14 protein-coding genes are annotated in these 19,999 nt (G+C 54.8%); 3 read left to right on the top strand and 11 right to left on the bottom strand.

Going from position 1 to position 19,999, the window contains the following annotated elements:
- Nucleotides 1-4: 4 nt before the first annotated feature.
- The 6 genes from DW233_RS04485 to DW233_RS04465 form a co-directional block, all read right to left on the bottom strand.
- Complete coding sequence (locus tag DW233_RS04485; protein WP_089572443.1) at nt 5-760, bottom strand: metallophosphoesterase; 756 nt, start codon at nt 758-760, stop codon at nt 5-7.
- Nucleotides 761-888: 128 nt separating this feature from the next.
- The gene (locus DW233_RS10170) at nt 889-1,254 is read right to left on the bottom strand and encodes a hypothetical protein (RefSeq protein WP_117799814.1); all 366 of its coding nucleotides are present in this window, start codon (nt 1,252-1,254) and stop codon (nt 889-891) included.
- Between the two features lie 96 nt (nt 1,255-1,350).
- Nucleotides 1,351-4,638 (bottom strand): CAP domain-containing protein, encoded by a 3,288-nt coding sequence (locus DW233_RS04480; protein ID WP_118266930.1) that lies wholly within the window; start codon nt 4,636-4,638, stop codon nt 1,351-1,353.
- A gap of 121 nt (nt 4,639-4,759) precedes the next feature.
- Nucleotides 4,760-4,954 carry a hypothetical protein gene (locus tag DW233_RS04475; RefSeq protein WP_118266928.1) on the bottom strand — a complete coding sequence of 65 codons (195 nt, stop codon included), beginning with the start codon at nt 4,952-4,954 and terminating at the stop codon, nt 4,760-4,762.
- A 153-nt stretch (nt 4,955-5,107) separates the two neighbouring features.
- Nucleotides 5,108-7,003, bottom strand: coding sequence for a hypothetical protein (locus DW233_RS04470; protein ID WP_118266926.1), 1,896 nt, complete (start codon nt 7,001-7,003; stop codon nt 5,108-5,110).
- Nucleotides 6,987-10,919 carry a hypothetical protein gene (locus DW233_RS04465; RefSeq protein WP_118266924.1) on the bottom strand — a complete coding sequence of 1,311 codons (3,933 nt, stop codon included), beginning with the start codon at nt 10,917-10,919 and terminating at the stop codon, nt 6,987-6,989. Before DW233_RS04465 ends, DW233_RS04470 begins: the two co-directional genes overlap by 17 nt.
- A 279-nt stretch (nt 10,920-11,198) precedes the next feature.
- Between DW233_RS04465 and DW233_RS10540 the strand changes: the two genes are divergently transcribed.
- Nucleotides 11,199-11,327 (top strand): hypothetical protein, encoded by a 129-nt coding sequence (locus DW233_RS10540; protein WP_255413627.1) that lies wholly within the window; start codon nt 11,199-11,201, stop codon nt 11,325-11,327.
- 71 nt (nt 11,328-11,398) lie between these two features.
- On the opposite strand, the gene DW233_RS04460 is transcribed toward DW233_RS10540, so the two are convergent.
- From DW233_RS04460 to DW233_RS04450, 3 genes are all read right to left on the bottom strand, one after another.
- The gene (locus tag DW233_RS04460) at nt 11,399-11,986 is read right to left on the bottom strand and encodes a hypothetical protein (RefSeq protein ID WP_147357131.1); all 588 of its coding nucleotides are present in this window, start codon (nt 11,984-11,986) and stop codon (nt 11,399-11,401) included.
- A gap of 230 nt (nt 11,987-12,216) precedes the next feature.
- Nucleotides 12,217-13,041, bottom strand: coding sequence for a hypothetical protein (locus DW233_RS04455; protein ID WP_118266921.1), 825 nt, complete (start codon nt 13,039-13,041; stop codon nt 12,217-12,219).
- 113 nt (nt 13,042-13,154) lie between these two features.
- A complete protein-coding gene (locus DW233_RS04450) occupies nt 13,155-13,481 on the bottom strand; it encodes a hypothetical protein (protein ID WP_118266919.1) in 327 nt (108 codons plus the stop codon).
- A 109-nt stretch (nt 13,482-13,590) separates the two neighbouring features.
- Here DW233_RS04450 and DW233_RS04445 point away from each other — a divergent pair, with 109 nt between their 5' ends.
- Both DW233_RS04445 and DW233_RS04440 read left to right on the top strand, forming a co-directional pair.
- The gene (locus DW233_RS04445) at nt 13,591-15,750 is read left to right on the top strand and encodes a hypothetical protein (RefSeq protein ID WP_118266917.1); all 2,160 of its coding nucleotides are present in this window, start codon (nt 13,591-13,593) and stop codon (nt 15,748-15,750) included.
- Nucleotides 15,751-16,098: 348 nt separating this feature from the next.
- Nucleotides 16,099-18,132 (top strand): hypothetical protein, encoded by a 2,034-nt coding sequence (locus DW233_RS04440; RefSeq protein WP_147357130.1) that lies wholly within the window; start codon nt 16,099-16,101, stop codon nt 18,130-18,132.
- Here the strand turns inward: DW233_RS04440 and DW233_RS04435 are convergent.
- Both DW233_RS04435 and DW233_RS04430 read right to left on the bottom strand, forming a co-directional pair.
- Nucleotides 18,129-18,935: a Dam family site-specific DNA-(adenine-N6)-methyltransferase gene (locus DW233_RS04435; RefSeq protein ID WP_118266913.1), complete on the bottom strand. Its 807-nt coding sequence runs from the start codon at nt 18,933-18,935 to the stop codon at nt 18,129-18,131. The genes DW233_RS04440 and DW233_RS04435 overlap by 4 nt on opposite strands.
- Nucleotides 18,935-19,798, bottom strand: a complete 864-nt coding sequence (locus DW233_RS04430; protein ID WP_199574582.1) for a site-specific DNA-methyltransferase — start codon at nt 19,796-19,798, stop codon at nt 18,935-18,937. The genes DW233_RS04435 and DW233_RS04430 overlap by 1 nt, the downstream gene beginning before the upstream one ends.
- Nucleotides 19,799-19,999: the final 201 nt, after the last annotated feature.

The following is a 19,999-nucleotide window of genomic DNA, read 5'->3' as shown; positions in this document are numbered from 1 at the left end:
CCTCCTAACGCTCTTGCTCAAAATAGTCACTCGCCGTCTCATCCTGCCCATCGGCACATCGTGCTTCGATCGGCACGATATCTTGGTAGATAAGACGATGCTTGTCATCGCGCCATTCATCGTCATGGTAATGGCCAAAGAACCAGGTGCGGTAGTCGAGCCGCCCGTCGAGCTCGCCCAAAAAGGCCTGCAGCGAATCGTCGTAGAACTCGCGATTGCACTCCATGCACAGCTCGTCAGCCAAATCGACCGGCGCCTCGTGCGTCACAACATAGTCGACCTTCCAGCCCGCGCGATCGAGCGAGGCGCGACAGTGTTTGATCTCGCGCTCACTCGGCATCTCCTCGGGCCACCACGTCTTTCCCTCCTGACGCCACTGTTTGTCATGGCTCGCGGCGCCACCCATGGCGAGCACCGTGGTCCCCGTGATGTCGAACACCTCGCCGCGCATCAGGTGCAGCACGTGCGGGCGAACCTCGTGAACGAGGCCCCCGTTCCACTCACGCATTGGCAGCCCCGCCAGCAGATGATGGTTCTCGTGATTGCCGTCGACAAAACACGTGGTCCAGGGCTTGGACTCAAACCAGTCGAGCCAGTATTTGTCGGTGTTCGAGCCGCTCCATATAAAGCCAAAGTCGCCGGCAACGATGACAACGTCATCGCGCGTCAGCGTTCGACCCAATGGCCAAACGCGCGACGAGAAGCGACTCGCCCCATACTCGGCAACACCGTGAACGTCTCCGGTAACGAAAATAGACATCAAACAACACCTCCGTGCTGTGCGACTCTGGACAAATCAATGGAAGAAATTGCAGGCCGGGCCGGCATCTGTATCCCTTAGGGCTTACCCTTCGTTCTTCCATCCAAACGGATCAAACACCCAAAAAACTAGATCGAGCACACTGTTGGCGGGCAGCATGTTGGGCAGGGCGTCTTGCCTCGCTTGAGTGCAGCCGCTAATGGTACGCTTGTTTTAATGGCGTTTTGAGGAAGGCTTTTGCACCCCGTAGAACGGTGGTAAATCTTGCCGTTCTTAGTGACGATTACCTTGATTTTTGAGGTATCCACACTGCGGGGCTCGATGGGCGCAGCCACCTCTTGACGAGCTGGCGCTGTTTTCCAAGGCTTGCCTCTCGAAAAACCAAAATCGCAGAATCGATTGATATAGCTGTCGAAACATCCATCGAACAGCAACCCCGTTGCCAGACCCGCCATGAATCCGCAGGCGATCGCGGCCTCTCCTCTTATTTGCATATATCCCTCCTTAATCAATCTTGAAGAAAAAGGCGGCGCGCGCCGCAGAGCCCATGCCCCTGCGGTGCGCGCCAAAAACAGCGCGCTTCCCTGTCCCTAACGGATCAGCTGGCGGCGCTTATCGGACAGGAATACGCCGGCGGCCACCAGGACCGTGCCGCCGATCACGAAGGTCTCACCCAGCAGCTCGGACGCATCGCCCGTGGCGGGCATCGCCGTCTGCCAAGTCGTGGCCTCGGTCTTTGCCTCCGCATGCTTGGCCTGGTACGTCACTTGCGTGACGGGCTGGGTCTGCTCGCCGTTTCCGCGGTCGGCGGCCTCTTGGCGAGCGATCTCGGCGTTAAGCTCGGCAATAGACTGGTCGAGCTCGACCTTGGCGGCGGTGTAGTTGGCGAGCGCCTCCAAGTATGCCGGCGCCACGGCATCCGTCGCAGCCACGGCGTCATCGAGTTCGGCCTTGGCGGTCGCGGCACGCTCGGCGGCATCGTGGGCCGCAGCGATCTTGGCGTTAAGTACCTCGTCCGCATCGTCAGTGCTGCCGTTGACAATGGCTGCGGCAATATTGATTCTGCGCAGGCGGGCAACCGCGGCGGCAGAGGCGTCGCGCGCGACAGTCGCATCCACCACGGCATCGTCAGCCTCCACCACGTCATACTCGGCATCGCTCACGGCCATCGCCGCTGCATCGAGCGCGGCATCGGCAGTCGCTTTGTCCCCAGTGGCCTTGGCAAGTGCTGCGGCGGCATTCTTAAGCTGAGAGGCGCGGGCGGCAGCTGCATCAGATTTTGCCTGAGCCGTTGCCACGACGGCGTCGGCATCGCTTGCAGCCCGCTGCGCCATATCGAGCTCCACCTGAGTGGCAGCAGCATCGATGCCTGCCTGATCGGCATCGCCTTGGGTGGCAAGAAGTTCGGCCTCCGCCTCGCGCTGATTGGCACGCGCGCTTTCGAGTGCAGACGACGCCGCATCAAACGCACGCTGAGCAGCGGCGATATCGGCTGAGTACGCCGCTAGCTCATCCTGGGCCGCGGCAAGTGCATCCCGTTTGTCGCCAACACCGGCACGAGCGGCGTCCAGTGCGCGCTTGGCAGCAGCCACCTTGCCCTTGGCAATGTCGAGCTCGCCAGACTTGGCGGCCACGGCGTCCTGCGCTGCCGCAACAGCGGCGTTGGCAGCGCTCAAATCGGCGCGGGCATCGCTGACGGCACGCGCGGCGGCGTCAGCTGCAGCCTGCTTTTGCGCCACGGCAGCCTGGGCCTCCGAGGCCTTGGTTGCCGCGACATCAACGTTAGCGGCAGCGCGCTCAACCTGGGTTTGCTTTGCTGCAACGGCCTGCGATGCTGCACTCACCTTGCTGCCGGCATCGTCGGCAACGCCCTGCGCCACAGCAAGCTCCTTGCGTGCCGCATCCACGCCCTGCTCGGGATTTGCCAACGAGTCACACCACGCATTCAACGCAGCCTCATACTCTGCAACCGTCATCGGATTGAGGTTATACGGCTTATACCATTGACCAGAATATACAAATGTTTGCGCCTGTGTACTCCCGTACAGCGTCCCTCGCGTGCAAACGCCCATGCCCGTCACGGTGTAATCGGGGTTGATCACGTTGATGTAATGTCCGACCGAAGGGTTTGGTCCACCGTGCAGTGCGGCGTAGTTATCAATCTGGGAGCTATGCGCTGTATAGAAATCGTAAGCGGCCTTTCCCGTAAGGCCCGACGCGCCCAGCGAGGCGGCGGCAGCATCAAAGATGGCCTTCTCCTGATCGACCCACTGCTTAAACGGATTGCTTCCGTAGTTCCACGCCACATTCTCGCCCACGTTAAACTGCTGAGCGTGCGCGACCTTCGTATCGGAGAAGTTCGCGTCGGCGATGGCGGTCGCCATCATGGCATATGTCACCTTGAGCTCGCCTAGGCCAACGCTTGCGCGATACTCGTTGCACGCTTTGAGCCACACAACCGCCTGCTTCATATTGGTCAGGCTCGTCGCGTCGACTTCCTCGCCCACCTTGTTGTAGCCAGCGAGTTTGCAGTTGAGGATGATATCCGCCGCATCGTCGGCACCCACACTCTTAAAGAATGCGATGGCACCCTGGCGGTAGTTCTCCGCCGATGCATTCGCCGTTGCCTGAGCGGCATCGAGCTTTGCCTGGGCCTGAGCCACAGCCTGGTCGGCCTGCTGCTTTTGGGCCTTCGCCTGATCGAGCGCCTTGTCGGCAGCGTCTTTCTCGTCCTTGGCCGCCGAAAGCTTGGCCTGGGCATCGGCCAGCTCCGTGAGCGCACTGGCATGATCGGTCTTGGCCTGGTCAAGAGCGGCGTCGGCAGCGGTCTTGGCAGCAGCGGCGGCATCCAGCTTTGACTGGGCATCGGCAGCGGCCTGCTGCTGATCGGCAACTGCCTGCTGAGCAGTCTGAACCTCGCCCTCGGCGGCGGCAACGTCCTGCTCAGCGGCAGCAAGCTCGCTCTCGCACTTCGACTGCGCGGCCTTGGCGGCCGTCAGCGCTTCGGACGCAGCAGCCACCTTTGCCTTGGCGGCCTCGTACTCCGGGCCCGCGGCGCCCTGCTCGGCTCGATCCAGATCGGCCTTGGCCGCGTCATAGCTCGTCTGCGCGGCATCCACGTCCGCATCTGCCGCGGCCTTTGCCTGCTGAGCTGCCGAAAGCTTGCCCTGCGCATCAACGACCTGCTGCTTCGCCTGTTCCAGGTCACTCGCAGCCTGCCCTGCGGCAGCCTGGGCGGCAGCTACAGCCTCGGGCGTAGCATCGGATGCAGCAGCCTGTGCGGCCTCAAGCGCAGACTGGGCATCACGGGATGCCCTCTGGGCAGCAGTCAGGGCTTCATCCTTGTCCGCCAGCTCCTTCTTGGCAGCATCGAGCGCAGCCTGAGCGTCCTCAAACGCCTTGACATCCTGATCGGCCTTGTCCTGCGCAGCGCCCAGCTGCTTTTCCAGCTCGGCCGAAGCAGCGGAGGCCGCGCTATCGCTCGCACCGCGGGCCGCGTCATAGGCGCCCCGCGCCTGCTGCTGGTTGACGGCGGCAGCATCGTAGGGAGCGGCAGCCGCTTCCAGATCGGCCTTGGCGGTAGCAGCTTTAGCGCGCGCCGCATCAACTGCAGCCTGCAGGTCGGCGACCTTTTGCGCTGCAGACACGGCACCCGCGCCAGTACCGGCGGCCGCAGTACTCGTCAGCGGCGACATCACCGCAGCCGTTGCACCCGTGGCGCCAACGCCATCCGCATCCTGTGCCACCGCGACCAGGGGCGACAGCATCGAGCCGCCCGTCATGGCAATCGTCGCCGCAGCAACCGTCACCACGCGTCCAGCCGCCTTGGCCTTACCCAAAGCCTTGCCGTCCATGTCCTTGTTCATATTCTTGCTCATTGTCGATTCCTTTCCACGGTGAGCCGTTGTTTGACACAGATAGTCGATCTAACTTGCCCCGCTAAAAAGAGGTGATAACGGGGTAATTAAATCGGAGGAGTTGGAGACAAGCCCACATCCATCAGCGGATGCCGAGCTCATACTCCCGCTCGCGCTCAATATCATTCATGTACTCATAATCTTCGGAGCTAAGCTCTGAATCATCTTGAGCAAACATGTAGTTCTCGGCCTTAGAACAAATACTGTAACCGCAGATGGTATTGAGATCGATATGGTCGGTATTGTCGTTGTAAAGGGGGAAAATTCTGCTGGTCATGCTCAAGTACCTCTTAACATAAACTGAAAACTCATTTGCTTGGTCTCTTTTTGAGACCCCATCTGATGTGCTATGGCTGCAGTATATGTTCTCCCCTTTTACAATGCAAGCATAATTTCAAAAAGTTCTAGGAGCGATAATTGCGCGACACCATCACTTGCCGCCACCGACATCCCCCACCGCGCCCTCACGCGCAGCGCACTCGTTGAGATACTTGACCGGAATCGGCCACCTGGAGGGAGCTCCGTAGCGCGAAAGCCCCACATTGACCAGCTGAACCAGCAGCTCGGACAGATCATCACCTTCGAGCACCTCAATCGAGCGTACATGGATCGCCGTTGCCACATCCTCTTTGGTGCCGTTGTTGACGCCGACAAAGTAGCAGGTCATCCCTGCGCGTTCGAACGTTCCAATGCCGTAATAGGGCGAGTTGTAACTCTCGAAAAACTCCTTCTTACGACCCGCCTTACCCGTAAGCTGGTAATCGCGCACCAAGTTCACGAAGTCGCTAGAGAAGGTCGTCAAGCCCGTATCCCGCACGCGTGCGAGCATAGCGCGTCCGCCCGCCCGCACGTCAAAGATATAGGCGTCCTTGTCGAGCTTACCCTCGGCCGTCAGCAGCTCAAGCTCCATCTCGTCCACGGGACCGTCCTCGATCGGATGTGAGGCGTAGTCCATGGCCCCGTCCGCACCGATCGTCAACGTCGCAAGGCGCTCATCTAGCTCAACCTTATCCTTCTCCCTGCGCGCAACATTGGCCACGCCGCAGACCGTCACCGACCCAACGCCAAAAGAGCCAAGGTCAAACGCCCTCACCCGTCCGTCGGCAACATCTTGCTTAACCAGCAGCTCTTTGAGCATGGCCCCCAGGATCCCCTCCTGTGCGCCGCGCACCTTTGCATTCGACGCCGCCTTAAACAGCGGCTCGCACACATCCGGCGTCACATGCTGTTCCACCACCCCAGCGTGCAGGGCATAGCCATCGTTCTCGGCAACCTCGTTAGGCACAACAACCAGATTCCAAGCCAACGGATCAACAACTCCGCCGTCATACGACGCGCGCACATCCCAGGAGGTATCGATGAGTCGATCGGCGAGTTTGCGCGCGACCCCGGCAAGCCCTTTGCGCGCAAACGACACCACGACCCGCTGCCCCACCGAACGTTCCGCAACCACGCGGTCATATTGCTCGCTTTTCAAAACCTCGTAGAAGCTCTTACGCGGATACTCTCTGAGCGACACCTGGGCAAAATCGCTGTACCGACGCTCAAGAATCTGCAGCTCTCGGTACAGGATGCCCTTCTTGGTATAGGCGACTTTTTCCGCCTGGGCAGAAAACGTAAGGTCGCGACGTTTGGACGGCTTATCGCCCTTGGCGCGGCGCAGGATGTACTCGTCACTTTGTCCGTGGGCCAGCACCACCGTAGCCACAGGCGACAGCCTGTAACCCACCTGGCTGTTGATCTTCTTGAGTTCTAACTCGTCGCCTGCCGCACGACCGATAAGCACCCGGCGCTTGGTAAACGTTCGAATCTTGAGTTCGAAGGTGCAGTCTTCGTTGATAACGATTTCAACCGTTTCGATCTTGGCAGGTCCCCTTCCGTCGCTTTCGACAGCATCGCGGCGGGCACCCTTGGCGCTAATGACATACAGGTGCCCGGTGTCATTGGGAACTTCGTCCTCAATTCCCTCGAACTGCGAGCACGAGTTAAACAGCAGACGCAACGCTACGTAATCATCCAGCTCGTCCCAATGAGTTTTAATCGGAACCACCTGCTCCTGATAAAGCGAGGCATTAAGATCGCCCGTCTGCGCGCCCGCCTTGACCATGAGAAAGACGCGGTTATCGGCAAGCTGCGTGAGCGCGACGACCTTGCCCGTCTGGCACACATCGGCCATAAAGTTCGCCACGGCATGCTTGCCAGCATCGCCTACATTGCACCAAAAGACCGAGTAGCGCTCCTCGGCAGCAGCGGCATCGAGCTGCAAATCGAACTCGGATACGGCGATGTCGCCCAGGCCACACGGCTGGCTATGCTTCGATTGCACGGCCGATCGCCTCCATCATCTCCAGGCTGATTGCACCGTCAGCGGCCATATACGGGAAGGAGAACACCATCCCCTCGTCATCGATTGTCTTTTGGCGGAGCTCCAGCGCCGCTTCATCGGCCAAAACATTGACGATCAACAGGCGCTTCGCCCCAACTTTTTGGGCCTTGGCCTTAAAGCGCTCGGCATCCGTGGCATCGCCGCCGTTGCGCCTGTAGGCCTCATAGGCGCCGATACGATAGTGCTTAAAGTCGATCCACACCCCGGTCTTGTTGCCGGCGGCATCGAGCACCTCAAAATCGCCGCCTGTCTCGGCATGGGCCGCATCACCACGAGTAAGCGAATAACACCCGTCGTAATACGCCTCAAAGATGGCCCTGCCGGCAGACTCGCCCAGCTCTCCAAGGTATACCGCTTGGAACATATAGGGCGTCATGTGCACCGTCGCCGCCGGCTGCAACGTCGTAGGCACCCCGTCGCGCGACCAGCGCTCGCGCACCTCGCGAATTGAGAGCAGCTCGGACACACGAGCAGCCATCTGGCTTACCTGGCGAACCTTCGCGCCCTTTAAGCCCTCGTTATAGCGACAGCGCTCCTCCAGACGGGCGGCAATCTGCTCGACAGGCTCGCCATCGTAGTTAGGAAACTCAAAGTGCGGCACCTTGCACGCACCGCCTTCTGCATACGCATAACCGCTCGTGGCATACGGCATACGCAACGCGGTGCTTCGGCGCGCCGGATAGCTCGCAAGCTCTTCCCACGGCAGGCAGAAATGATGCAGATAGAAGTCGCGTTCATCGTCAAAGGCGGCAAGATCTTCCTCGCGCGCATCGAGGGAGGCAACCTTCCATGCCAGCTTTTCGTGCTTCTCTTTTGCCAGGTTGTTCCTAAAGGCAGCAAGGTTCTGCTGTTTGTTAGCAGCGTGCTGCTTCTTGTCTGCCATGTGGTTGTTGACAGCCGCACAGGCGCCAACAACCTGCTCCAGCTCGTAGCCCATCGGCAAATCGTGCAGGAACGAAAAGTCGCAATCGCCGGCGATTTTGCGGTCGAGCATTACCTGCACGTGCGGCATCTTTACGCTCGTGCGCATCAGGCGGCCCACGGCCTGCGCCACAATGCGAGCACCTTCGACCTGATAAGAGAGGGTATTGCGAACCGGCAGATTCCGTTTGGTGCCAGACAGCAGCAGCCGTACGTTATGACGCTTTTCGGTAAACGGGACCTCTCCGCGCGCCACCAGCTCTTCCTGTTCAACCACACCTGTCAACGCCTGCTGAACAAACGTCGCCGAGCTAATCTCGACTTCCGACGTCAGACGGCTCGTAGGCGACTCAATGTACAGAAAGTCCAGGTCCATCTTGGGACGGCGGTCGGCATCCTCGAAGCCGCAATCAACCTGTCGTACCGTGCGACACAAACTTTCCGGTACCTTGTATTTAAGATTCTTGGAAAAGCCACCGGCCGACAAATTGATGAGCATAAGGGTTGGCCGGCCCATCTCGAGACGGTTTTGAGCGTCACCCCAACCGATATCCCATTCTGCAGCGTTAAAGCACGGCACCATACCCTTGGCCTCCTTGAGCGACTCCTCGTACGACGCCTCGGGGCACTTAACGTTCCGAATCACCAGCTCGGCAACGATTTCTCGGGCAAGGTCCAGCGCCAAGCTATTAAAGTCGCCATGGTTTCCCATGTGGCGCGTCGTAAAGATGGCTCCTGCCTGATGCTCGTTGCGTGCAACGCCACGTGCCCAGGTGCTCACGGCAACGAGTGTCTTGCTTAGACGCTTCAATTCAAACTCGATGCTCTTGACGTCGCTTGTGCCCACCCTGTCGGCGATCTTTAAACGCAGACGCACCGCAAGCCCTTCACTTACGCCGACCTGGTCAAAGAACTCCATCACGCGCTCGTATGTCTCGTCGGGCGATACGATGGCCCCACCAAAGGCGCCGCCGGCCAACGCAGCCATACCGGCAAGATTCTTGTCTTCGTCAACCCAAGCAACGTCAACGTCGTACGTCTTTGCCGCCTGCTTGTTAAACAGCTTGGTCTGTCGCACGATCTCTTGGTTGAGCTCGCCAATCCACGTATCCTTGCGGACCACGCCGTGAACCTCATCGAGGTAATCCAGGTTAAAGTTCTTTACGGTCGATGCGCTCCAAGTTGCGCTCATGCACACGCAGGGTGCATTGGCAGCAATGGAGGCCAAGTACGCCTCGGGCATGCGCTCAATGCCATGGCTGGTTAGGTGCGTGGTAAACATGTGGTCGAGCGTGGTTTCCATCACCAGGTAGCCGACGCCGCGCGCATACATCGAGTCATCGGCTGCATCAATATCGTCGTTCTTACGGTTCTTAAAGAACAGCGCCATCATCAACGAATCCCAAAAATACTTCTCGTTGGTCTGATCGTTCCTAATGCCCAGCGCATCGATGATGTTCTTGCGCGAAAGATCGTCTTTGTACGAAATGCTGCCGTAATACAGGCTGTCCATAAGCGCAGCGCAGCGGCCGAGATGACCCACCACCATCCTGACGATACCGCGAGCTCGGCGCACCGCCTTGTTGACTGTTGGCTGTCCATTCGCCCCATGAGCCGTAATCATATTGTGGGTACCGTTCTTATTGAGCTTGTAACGCAACGGGTTTATCGAGTTGTCGTCCACCGAGATATCGTCACTGCCAAACAGATGTCGACCGAAGAGTTGCCCTTCTTTCGCCTCATCAGACAGCGCAAAAGGCAGACGTAGCTTCATCTCCTTAATGCAAGAGGCAAGCGCCTTTTGAATATTCTCGGCATCCTTTGCGATTTCTTCGGCAGCTCCCTTTACGCTCGCTCGCGAAACCCTGTTCCTCTCGGCATTCGACCCCTTGTGATCACCCGACGTGGAAGCGTGCGTGTAGACCGCCATCCATTGGTCTCGATTTCCTAGCAGCAAGGGGTCCACCACGCCGCCGTTAAAATGACGATCAAGGATGCGCAGCACCTCATCCGGCTGAAACGTCACGGGGTCGTCCGTCAGCGTCGACAGCATATCGGACTTCATATGATCGATTTCGTCAAAGATAAACATGCTCTTCTCGGCGGCTGACGCATTAAAAAGCACAACTCTCGCACCGGTCACCGTATCAATTGTGTTGACGAGCTTTTGAGGCGTGCACGCAATCACATGCGGCATACTCTCGTCGTTGAGTAGCGCAGATGGCCAAATCTGAGGGATTATCTCCATGCCACGCGTGATGTTTTTAAGCTCGCAACTCACTGCCCAACGCAGGCTCGCATCAGCTAACGACAGCTTGTCCCGCAGGCTGGGGGTCAGACGATCGACAACACTTCCCAGGCGTCTCCTTGTGTCAAGGATGCCCAAAAGGTCATCGGCGACCTCCATAGCGTTACGCCATGCCCGCTTAATGACGCGATAAGAGTGCTCGTCATCTGCTTCGATGGGACACGGAATTTTGCGCACACCCACGGCACCCTTGCCGCGGGTGGCCTCGATCCAATGCAGGATGTTCTCGCCCGCGCGCGGAAGATCGAACACCATGCGCGCCGCATCTTTGGAATCCATACCCTGATCAACCAGCAGTTGGCGCACGTTTGCAACATAGTTGTCGCGGTTGTCCTTGCCCGGCACCACAAACACCAAGGTACGGCGGCCGGGGCATTTGTTAAAACACCCCGACTCATCCCAGCCGCCGGCAATTAGATCGGCCGTGACCTGCTCGGCCGTGTAGTTTTTACCCGAGCCCGTCGTGGCGCCCAAAAAGTACAGGCCGTTGTTGTCCTGGTCCTTGGGGGCAAACAGCGCACGCTCAAAAAACTCGCGCATCGCCTTTTGGCGCGCAAGATAGGGAGCAAGCTCCTTGTCGCCCGCAGACGACGGATTCGATTGGCAGTTCAGCTCCCACGTAGCCATGGTCAAACCTCCGATTTAGTTGTTGCATGTGTTGAATACCATCCCGTGCGGACAAAAACTCACGCAGGGCGGTTGAGGTGGCGGCGTCCATGCCGCCTGAAAAAAGAAAGAAAGGAAAGAGAGACAGTCGGCGATTACTCGCACGAAGCGAGCAACTTCTTAAGATCGCACTCCAATACCTCGCGTTCTTCAGCGTCAATCACTACAAGGGCGACACGCATCAGGGACACCTCGCACGGAGACTCGCTTGCACAGTTATCTCCCAAAGACCCCCGAAGCATGACCGTGCCTGTTCCCGGGCAAGCGGAACAGGAGCGCTATGCCCAAGAGTACGAAGCAAAACAGCGCGCCTACGAGGACGCCCTTAAGCAGGCGGAACATTACGCCGCGAGTAAGGAAACAATGTAGCAACTAGGGTCGGTAGGCTGTCCGGTCTTTTCCGACAGCCTACCGATCAGGCGCGCCGTTCAATGCAGCGGCTAGAGATTCTCATCAGACTTCGAACTGGCCTTGGCCGCTTCTTCGTCCTCAATCAATTTCCTGACCGCTGAATAGGCGTCATACGTAGCGTCTTCAATCTTATCCAGGGCTTCTGGATCATGCATGCACCCGCCCTCCTGGAGTTTCTGGATCAAAAACCAGGCAGCAGTGAGCAGGTTGTCAACATCCTCAACATCCAACTGATCAATCGAATACGCACTATCGTGGAGCTCCAGCAAATATGAGCTGGCGACGCGGATGGCCTTACTTACATATGGCTCAAGGTCGTATTGGGGGTAGCGGGCATCGAGGGCCGTTAAAGGATCGGTCGGCTCAACCCAATAGAGCATCGTTGCGCTCTCGCACTTCTCCAGCGGATACTGCTCGACCGCCTTTTCCCAGCTTACATACCAGGGATTGTCGTCCTTGTCTGCAAGCGATTTGCAGTAAAAAAGTGCCGTAGCAGCACTTGCGCAAGAATAGTAATGGCGCGCCCTGCTCTTCTTGAACTCATCGTTCAGCTCATCGTTGTAAAACAGCTCCGCCTCCATGACCAGGAACGGACCGTCCTCATCCGTAATGCTCATGGGATTGTTGTTGCACTCATAGTCCGGATACATTTTGTCTCCAATCACTCATATTGGTTTGTTAGCTTATGCTGCCGTACGGACACATTAACAAGCGATATCGAAACCGCGCTCGCGCGGAAAGTTGTCGCCCTCGCGCCAATCTGCAAGTTTTTCTCATCGCGTGACAAGAGCTTGCGATTTCTGCAAGTTTTTCTCACGCCGCGATAAGAACTCGCATGGTCGCCCCGCTACCTACGCCACGAGGCAGCAAGGATAATGGGAATCCCGGCAAGGCACACCACCAAGGCTACGGCTGCGAACGCAAGCGCGATGGCCACGCTCACGACGACATAGGCCACGGCAATGAAGGCCAGCGCCAGCAGGCAGGCAAGCAGCTCGGCCACGTAGCACAACACCAGGTTCGAGCTCGCGCGCTTCAGCAGGACGTCGGCGAGGCGGACAAGCTCGACGGCAAAGCCGCTGCCGAAATTACGGCCAGGGCCCTTGGCAAGGAACCACTTGAACAGGCACATCAGGGCGCAGCCCAGCATGATCATGATGGAAACGGCCCATGCATTGTGCCCCGACTCAACAAGGCCCTGGTCACCCATCGCGCTGCCGTTGATGAGCCAACTCGTCCCATAGCCCATGAACGGCATCGCCAGCAGCAGGCAGGCGCTCACCGCGGCGAGAAGGCGCGACACGCGCTTGCTGAAAACCGGAGCCTCGCAGATGAGTCCAAGTCCCTCGCGAACGCGCCAGGCGGCATGGTAGGCGGGGTACGCCGCGATGAGCGCAGCCACGAGCAGCGACGCCCAATCGGACCCGGGCGCCGCCGACGCGTACTCCGCGATCGCAGAAACTGAGCAGTTGGTGTGGAACGACTCGTTCAGGAACAGCGCGACCTCGCCCTTCCAAACGCAAAACGGGGCGGCGACGGAGGCGATGCCGACAACGGCAATCGCGGCGGCGGCAATAAGCGGCGCGCCCTGCACGAGCTTGACGACCTCGCCCTTGGCGGTGCGGGGCGCGGTCTCAACGGCGCTGGATGGAATTTGGATAGAAGTGTTCACGATTTTCCTTTCAACAGAGATCAAACCGGAAACGCCGGCAACTAGGATGCAGCCTCTAGTCGGCTCCGATTAGAGATTGTTCGCCCACATTGATACCAAGTCGTGCGGACACATTAACAAGCGATATCGAAACCGCGTCCACGTGGAGAGTTGTCGTCCTCAATCCATTCGAGCCCGACGCACTCATCGATCCCTGCATCGGGGACTGACGACCATCTAAACTCGAAACCAAGCTGGTCAAGCTCATCGACTCGCCCACGGATCACTCCGTAAACATCCAACGCATTCTCGAAATCCTCCGAAGACGCGTAGCCTCGCTCGCACTGCTTGCGCATCTGATGCAAGCGACCCATGGCGGCGGCGATAATCTCGCGAAGAGCGATAACCTCGCGCTCGCACACATCGATGTTTCCTTCGTTGAGCTTGATGCAATCGGGCATAACGGCCTCCCTGGTTTTAAGCCTTTTCGCTTGACTCCATTGAACAGCCGCGAACAGCCGCGTAATATGACTTTTATCGCGTTTTAAATTTTGGCTGTTTGGAGCATCGATGCTTGAGTCCGAAAAAGAACCATTTAGCTGGGGTTTTGAGGCTGGCTTTCTTCGCTCCCCCGTCAATCCCCGTATGCTTCTTCTTAACAGGACGCCAGAGATTGATTGCGCCGGTGACGGAAGCACATCCGGCAATGCAAGCGCATGGAGTCTCGTCTCCATAGCCAACGACCTATTGCGCGTCGACTTAAGCTCGCTTTTCAACGAGATTGGGAACCACTTTCGTGAGCGAGCAGAACTTCGCTTTTATATCGATTTGCAGAACGCCATTCGACAGCCCCCTGCCGCTCCTCACCATGTGCAACACACCTCGATAGACTCCGCATCCGAGCCAGACCATGACGACTGGCTCGATCCAGACGATCCCGACCAAGAGCCCACCCAAGCAGAATTGAACGAAGCTGAAATCGCTATCAACCTTCAAAAACAAAAGGAACGCGACCTCGATTTCTTTGCTCCGATATTCGACGAAGCCATTACAAGCCATGCACACGGAGAGATTTCCGGCATGGCCAGATATCTCCTTGAAAATGTCTGTAGACAGTGTGTCATGAACATCACGGCGATTCCCGACTATCGCTATTACAGCTGCTGGATGTACAACAACGCTATTGAGTGCGACGAGATCAACCGCCTGTACCGCGCGGTGATTACAACATCGGACCAACTCAACAAGCAAGAAATGGCGTCCCTCTTCAGCTCCTATCTCCAGCTCGAGTCGAACGACATGAGCATTAACGCTACCAACGGCGAGACTGATCTAACAGCACCAGTGCCGTATGACCGCGACAATCCTATACGCAACTTTCCCAAGGCGAAATCTCAGATAGAAACAGCTTGCGTCTGCACCAATATCGATCTCTTTCGAGCGCTTCTCATTGTTTTTTATCAGGAATGTCTGGAGCTTACCCCGCTGCTTAAAAACACCGAGGCACCTAGCCTGCTCGCGCAAAACGAAGAGTTTTTCCCAGCCGCCATCAAAACAAGCGACCCGCGACAATTCCGATTATTCGATGAGCAGCTGCCAGCAATCATCCGCTTTGGCGAAGCTTTTGTATACGCAGCCAAAAAACACTTGCCCGGAAACGAAACGGCTCAAAAGCTCGAAGAGCATTTGAATGGAATAAAGCGCATGAATAGCGCCCCCTTTATGCAGGCGTTTCGTAAAAACTATCTCGAAGCTATGCGCGAGAACCAGATCTTCGCAAATGGAGACTTCCATACGCATGCAGAGCTTAACGACCAGGAAAACCTCAATAGGCTCGTTGGGCTTCAAGCCGTTATTTCAAAGGCAGGAGAGCTCTACTTCACCGAAGAGGAATGGTCCTTTGCAAGCCTTTATGCCCGCATCCTTCACGAGCTGCTGCTGTGCGGCATTATGCCGATAGCATGCCAAACCTGCGGTTCGCTCTTTTTTCCAACTGGTCCCAACAGCAAGTACTGCGACCGATATAGCGAGGAGACCAAGCTCTACTGCAACCCGCGATATAACGCCAAAAAACATCTTGGTCGCAAATCGCCCCGCGATGTCGCGCTCAATATGCAGAGAAAAGCCGATACGGCGTATAAAAATGGCCTAGCGGATTGTGCCCACTATTTTGAGCGTCTTGGCAACTTTGTCCTCAATGGCATTGGTCCAACATACCAAGCGAGTGACCTTATTTCCGACGAGCTCTATTCAACATGGCTGTCTATCGTCAACCAGCCCAATTGCAGGACAGAAATCAAACGACCGGATAGAATCGGCTTTCCATACTCTGTAATGTGGTACGGAGTCGTCCGCGATGGCAATCGTTATGTTCGAGTCGAGTTTTCCGGAGCCGAGTACCCAGCGCTTTTTGAACGTTTGGGCCAACTTGCCGAAAGCCGACAATCAAAATGCACGTTGGATTTCAAGGGGCCCGGCGAGCACCCATACAGCTCCTGGCATATCAAGTTGTACAAGTTGCTGGAGATCATTGCGCAGATAAATAACGCCGATCAGATGACAAAACCCATTCCATTGCTTGGAATTGATGAGCCCGAGCGTGTCTCAACCGACCTGACGGTTCAGGACACTTGGAACACGCCCGACGCATGTGTCTGCAGTACCGGCATGATCGATGACCTCAGCTTTACCGTGTATACAAAGGGATATGACCCGGAAAAGCAGGGCTAAGGCTGATGCCGCCGTTTCTAGCGGAGACGAAGGCCACAGGGCAAGGCCGGTTCGCGGACGGCGCGGGCCATTGGGAGAAAATCTCCTCCCATCGTCTATCCATGCGACAAGGCGGCGATCATGAGGGGAAGCCCGGCAAAGCACAGCACCAAGGCCACGACTGCAAATGCAAGCGAGATCAAGGCACAATGAACCGCGAGCCCATCCGGGCATCTCTCGGGACGATGAGCCTAACGTATGTAGCAAAAGGCCGTCTGCCGCCCTATAATCCCTGGAACAGACTAAAGAAATAGCTGTTTGATATAATTTTCAATTATGAATAATTGGAGGGGTTGGGAGGAGCTGCAAGTGCGAGAATTCCACATCCATGGCGACAACGTTATCGAATGTGAGCGCATGATTGAGTATATCGAGAAAGGTCTCAATGGGGCACATGTGACTTATTCTTTCGCATCGCCCGCATGCCCCCAGGTCACAATGTCTTTTCCTAGGGACGACACTAACCAATCCGTAAAATTCCTTCTGTATCCAGGATTCAACAAAACGAACGGTTCTCGCTGGAAAAGCGATATTTATGAGCCACTTAAGAAAAATGGCAGCATATTGGATGAAACTCCCGATGCCCTCATCACCAGAATTAATAATTCTGGTGATGAGGAAGTGCTTGTAGCGATTGAGTTCTGCAGCGCCCTCCAGGCAGGAAATCAGGCATGGCAAAGAAGCGGAAGGGCTTTTTCCACATCTAGAAGCGGCTGTCCTTATTTGTACATTGTCGATTTCGTAAAATATGAACTAGACAAACAAACTAGGCAACGTAAAGCCCTGCGCTTCCCCAATCCTGCTGTTGTCTACAGCTATATTAATCATTCAAACAATTCAGGCGTATTTTGTACCCAGGTATACGTCAGAGCCGAGGAGTTCCAGCCTTCCTTTGATTCTGATTTGTCTGGTTTTTCAGATGATTATTTTGGGGACGAAGCATTTTCTCAATATCTGGTTGCCAAGCTTTTGGGAGAACCTACGCATCAGATTGAATGCCTCCTACTCGAGAAGAATATGAAGGTGGTTGATTTTTTAACGTCACGCTCCGGTGACACCAATTGCTTCAAAAAGAGCGACTGGGATTTTCTCTATCGGTCCAAGCGGGATGTAATTGAATACGCGGCAGTAAATGGAAGCTTCTCATGCTCAAAGAAAATAGCAAACAAATCAGTTAGTTCAGAATCCGTCTTAGAATTTCGTGACCTTGTAAAAGAAATGAGTGTAGGTATAGGGTCACAGGATCTTCCGATCGGCATCATCTCAAAAAATAATCTGGATTTATTTAAACACCGGGCAAAAGCTATTTATCCAGAAAAACCAAATATTGATTCCATACCATGCGATTCGAACTTGATTGTTTGCCTCATTAAGGGATTTAAGCCCAGAGGCGACGACAACCGACCCGATCGTGGCCTTCTCCCCCTTGTTGCAATGTTATCCAATACGCGCCAGAATGTGCTTACTTTCATATATGGTCCGTTATTAGATACCAGCTATAAGCAGCTGCTTACGGATCCTAAAAAACTTGCTGGAAGAAATGGTTTATGGAAGGCCGTCCTTTCTTTGAGTGATTACATCTTGCTGGATTGTCCCGTTCTTCACGGAGCAACGAACTCCACACAACAATTTCTGTGCAACACGGGCTTAAAAGACCAATTGCTTAAGGAGCCCAAAAGCCATACTCTAAGTATGAGCAAAATACCCTCGGAGCCATGTTCATATTCCGAGGACGATGTAGATACCGCGCTTCATGTCCTCTTTAGCAAATCATTAAAGATTGGGTCTTTCGAGTGTATGTGCAATCCTCCAGGAGGAGATTGGAGTGGTTTCTCTGTTAAACGTAATAATATCGAATATCGATGGTTATCTCTTCCGCGAGTAAGTAACGGAGGAAAGAGGCCGGACCATATTGCAGAAATTTTTGGCTTGGGTGATAAGCCAATTCTGCTTGTTGTCGAATCAAAGGGTCAGGCTAAAGACCTAGAAGCCAGTGTCGGCACTCAACTCATTAAATATATTGACTGGCTTATGAAAAGCACTCCAAGCGCAGAAAGGGCCGATAGCCATACTGGAGAGTGGACGATATCCCATTCCCGCGTCTCACCGGGTGACTATACGTTCATTTCCGCAGGCGCATTTCTTAGGAATGCCAATAACGACTATCAAAGCATTCTCTCCAAAAGTTCTTGCGACATCCTGTTTGACGTCGATCCGATCCCGACTGCTGCAAAATGGTCGATTCAAGCTATATCCAAAAATGAAACAGCATTAAAAATTGCTAAAGAAATTGGTAAATCCCTCGCGATTGAGTCATTTGATTATCGCGTAATAGACCTCTAGTAGTTTAGGTACAACGATTCGTAAACCTGTTCCGATATTTTATCCTGAACCTTCTTAAATGCGGAATTGCCAGACGCAAGCATCTCCTTACGTTTGTACAATTCTTTGGGAATAGGAGCCGAGTAATCTTTGTCGCCTCGGTATCCATCAAAGGACAGAGCGTATTTAACGCCGCGCATGTTGAGGTCTTCGAGACAGGACAAGAATTCCGAGAACTCAATTCCTCCGTAATACCTGCCTTTCGTGTTGAGATAAGGAGGGTCAAGGTAGACGAAGTCTCCCTTTGAGGCATCCGCGATCGTAATTCGATAATCGGCATTAAGGAATTCCACTCCTTGAATTCTCTCGGACCAGGAATCAACGATCGGCTTAAGCCGATCCGGATTTATGCCTGGGCGGGAGTGATGAAGTGAATTGTTGAATTCGCCTTTTGCATTGAATCGAATTAATCCGTTGACGCAAGTTCTAGAAAGAAAAAACAAACTTCTAGGGTCCTGCGTTTTATTAAAATGATCCCTTATTTCATAGAAAACGGGATGTCCTTCTTCTTGTAGTCGCAACCAATCTTTTCGATATTGATCGATTAGGGAATCGGGGGCGGATTGTATGACCTTCCATAGATCAATCAGTGGAGAACAGATATCGCCACATATTGCAGCGGGAGGATTTAGCGCATAAAGAATCGAACCACCTCCAATGAATGGTTCGAAATACGTACGATAAGAGTCTGGAGCGAGCGAGACAATAGTCGAAGCCTGAGAGCGTTTGCTTCCGCTCCATTTAATGACCGGCTTAAAATTCATTATTTCCTTTCTTGAAAAAGAGTCGGATTAATCCTGGAAGAATCTTCTTTTGGAGGAAGCTTCGAACCTCGCTCGGCATTTTCTAGACGCTTCTCTGCAAGCTCAACATATTCATCTTCAATTTCGAATCCAATATAGTCTCTTCCGGCAATCTTTGCGGCAACGCACTCGCTTCCGCTTCCGCAAAATGGAGTTAACATCAAATCGCCCTCTTTTGATGTGAGGCCGACGATTCTTTCTAGCAACCGCAGGGGCTTCTGAGTCGGATGCTTTCCAAACTTGAGCTCAACTTTCGTCTTGTTGTTCGGCACATCCCAAACCGTACGCATTTGTTTACCAGGTTTTTTTATCAGATCGCTTTCGAATACTCCGTTTTTGGAATAATCATAGTCGAAGTAATACTGTCTCTTCTTACCTCCGGAATGGCACCATAATAGAGTTTCGTGACTCGCGGTTAAACGACGGCCGGATAGATTTGGAAATGAATTTCGCTTGAACCAAACAACTTCATTGATGATTTCAATTTCAAGCATCTGACAAACCACGTTAATAATCCCAATATTGTGGTAAGTGCCAAATATCCACATTGAACCTGAAGGCTTCAGTATCCGCTTTGCTTCGGAAATCCACGCGAGGGTAAATTTCCAATACTCTTCGAGCGGCATAGCATCCCAGGATTCCATGACTTTATTCCAGTTGCCGCCCAAGCCTTTCAGGACAACGCTATTATCCCAGCTCCAGTTGCCTCCTTTTGATAGGTTGTAAGGAGGATCGGCGATAATCAAGTCAACGGAATTATCCGGTAACGAGGTCATTCCCTCGATGCAATCCATTTTGTAAACGTGATTTAACTCAACCGCCATTACCCCTCCTTATCTCAAATTAAAGGATTATATCAACAACGTTTCTCATTAACTACTGGAAATCCTTGTCTAGTCTCTTGCAGCAGACAAGCGTGCTGTCCAAAATTACCGGCAGCTAGCTGCCTATGGTATGTACCAAGTACCCATCCGTAGTGCTTCCGGGATCCGGCTGACCTCAACGCTGCCCAGAGCTGTGTTAGG

The sequence above is a fragment of the Collinsella sp. AM20-15AC genome, from assembly GCF_003471405.1.
Taxonomy (GTDB): Bacteria; Actinomycetota; Coriobacteriia; order Coriobacteriales; family Coriobacteriaceae; genus Collinsella.
Note: the sequence above shows the minus strand (reverse complement) of the source record. Positions and strands in the feature narration are given on the sequence as shown.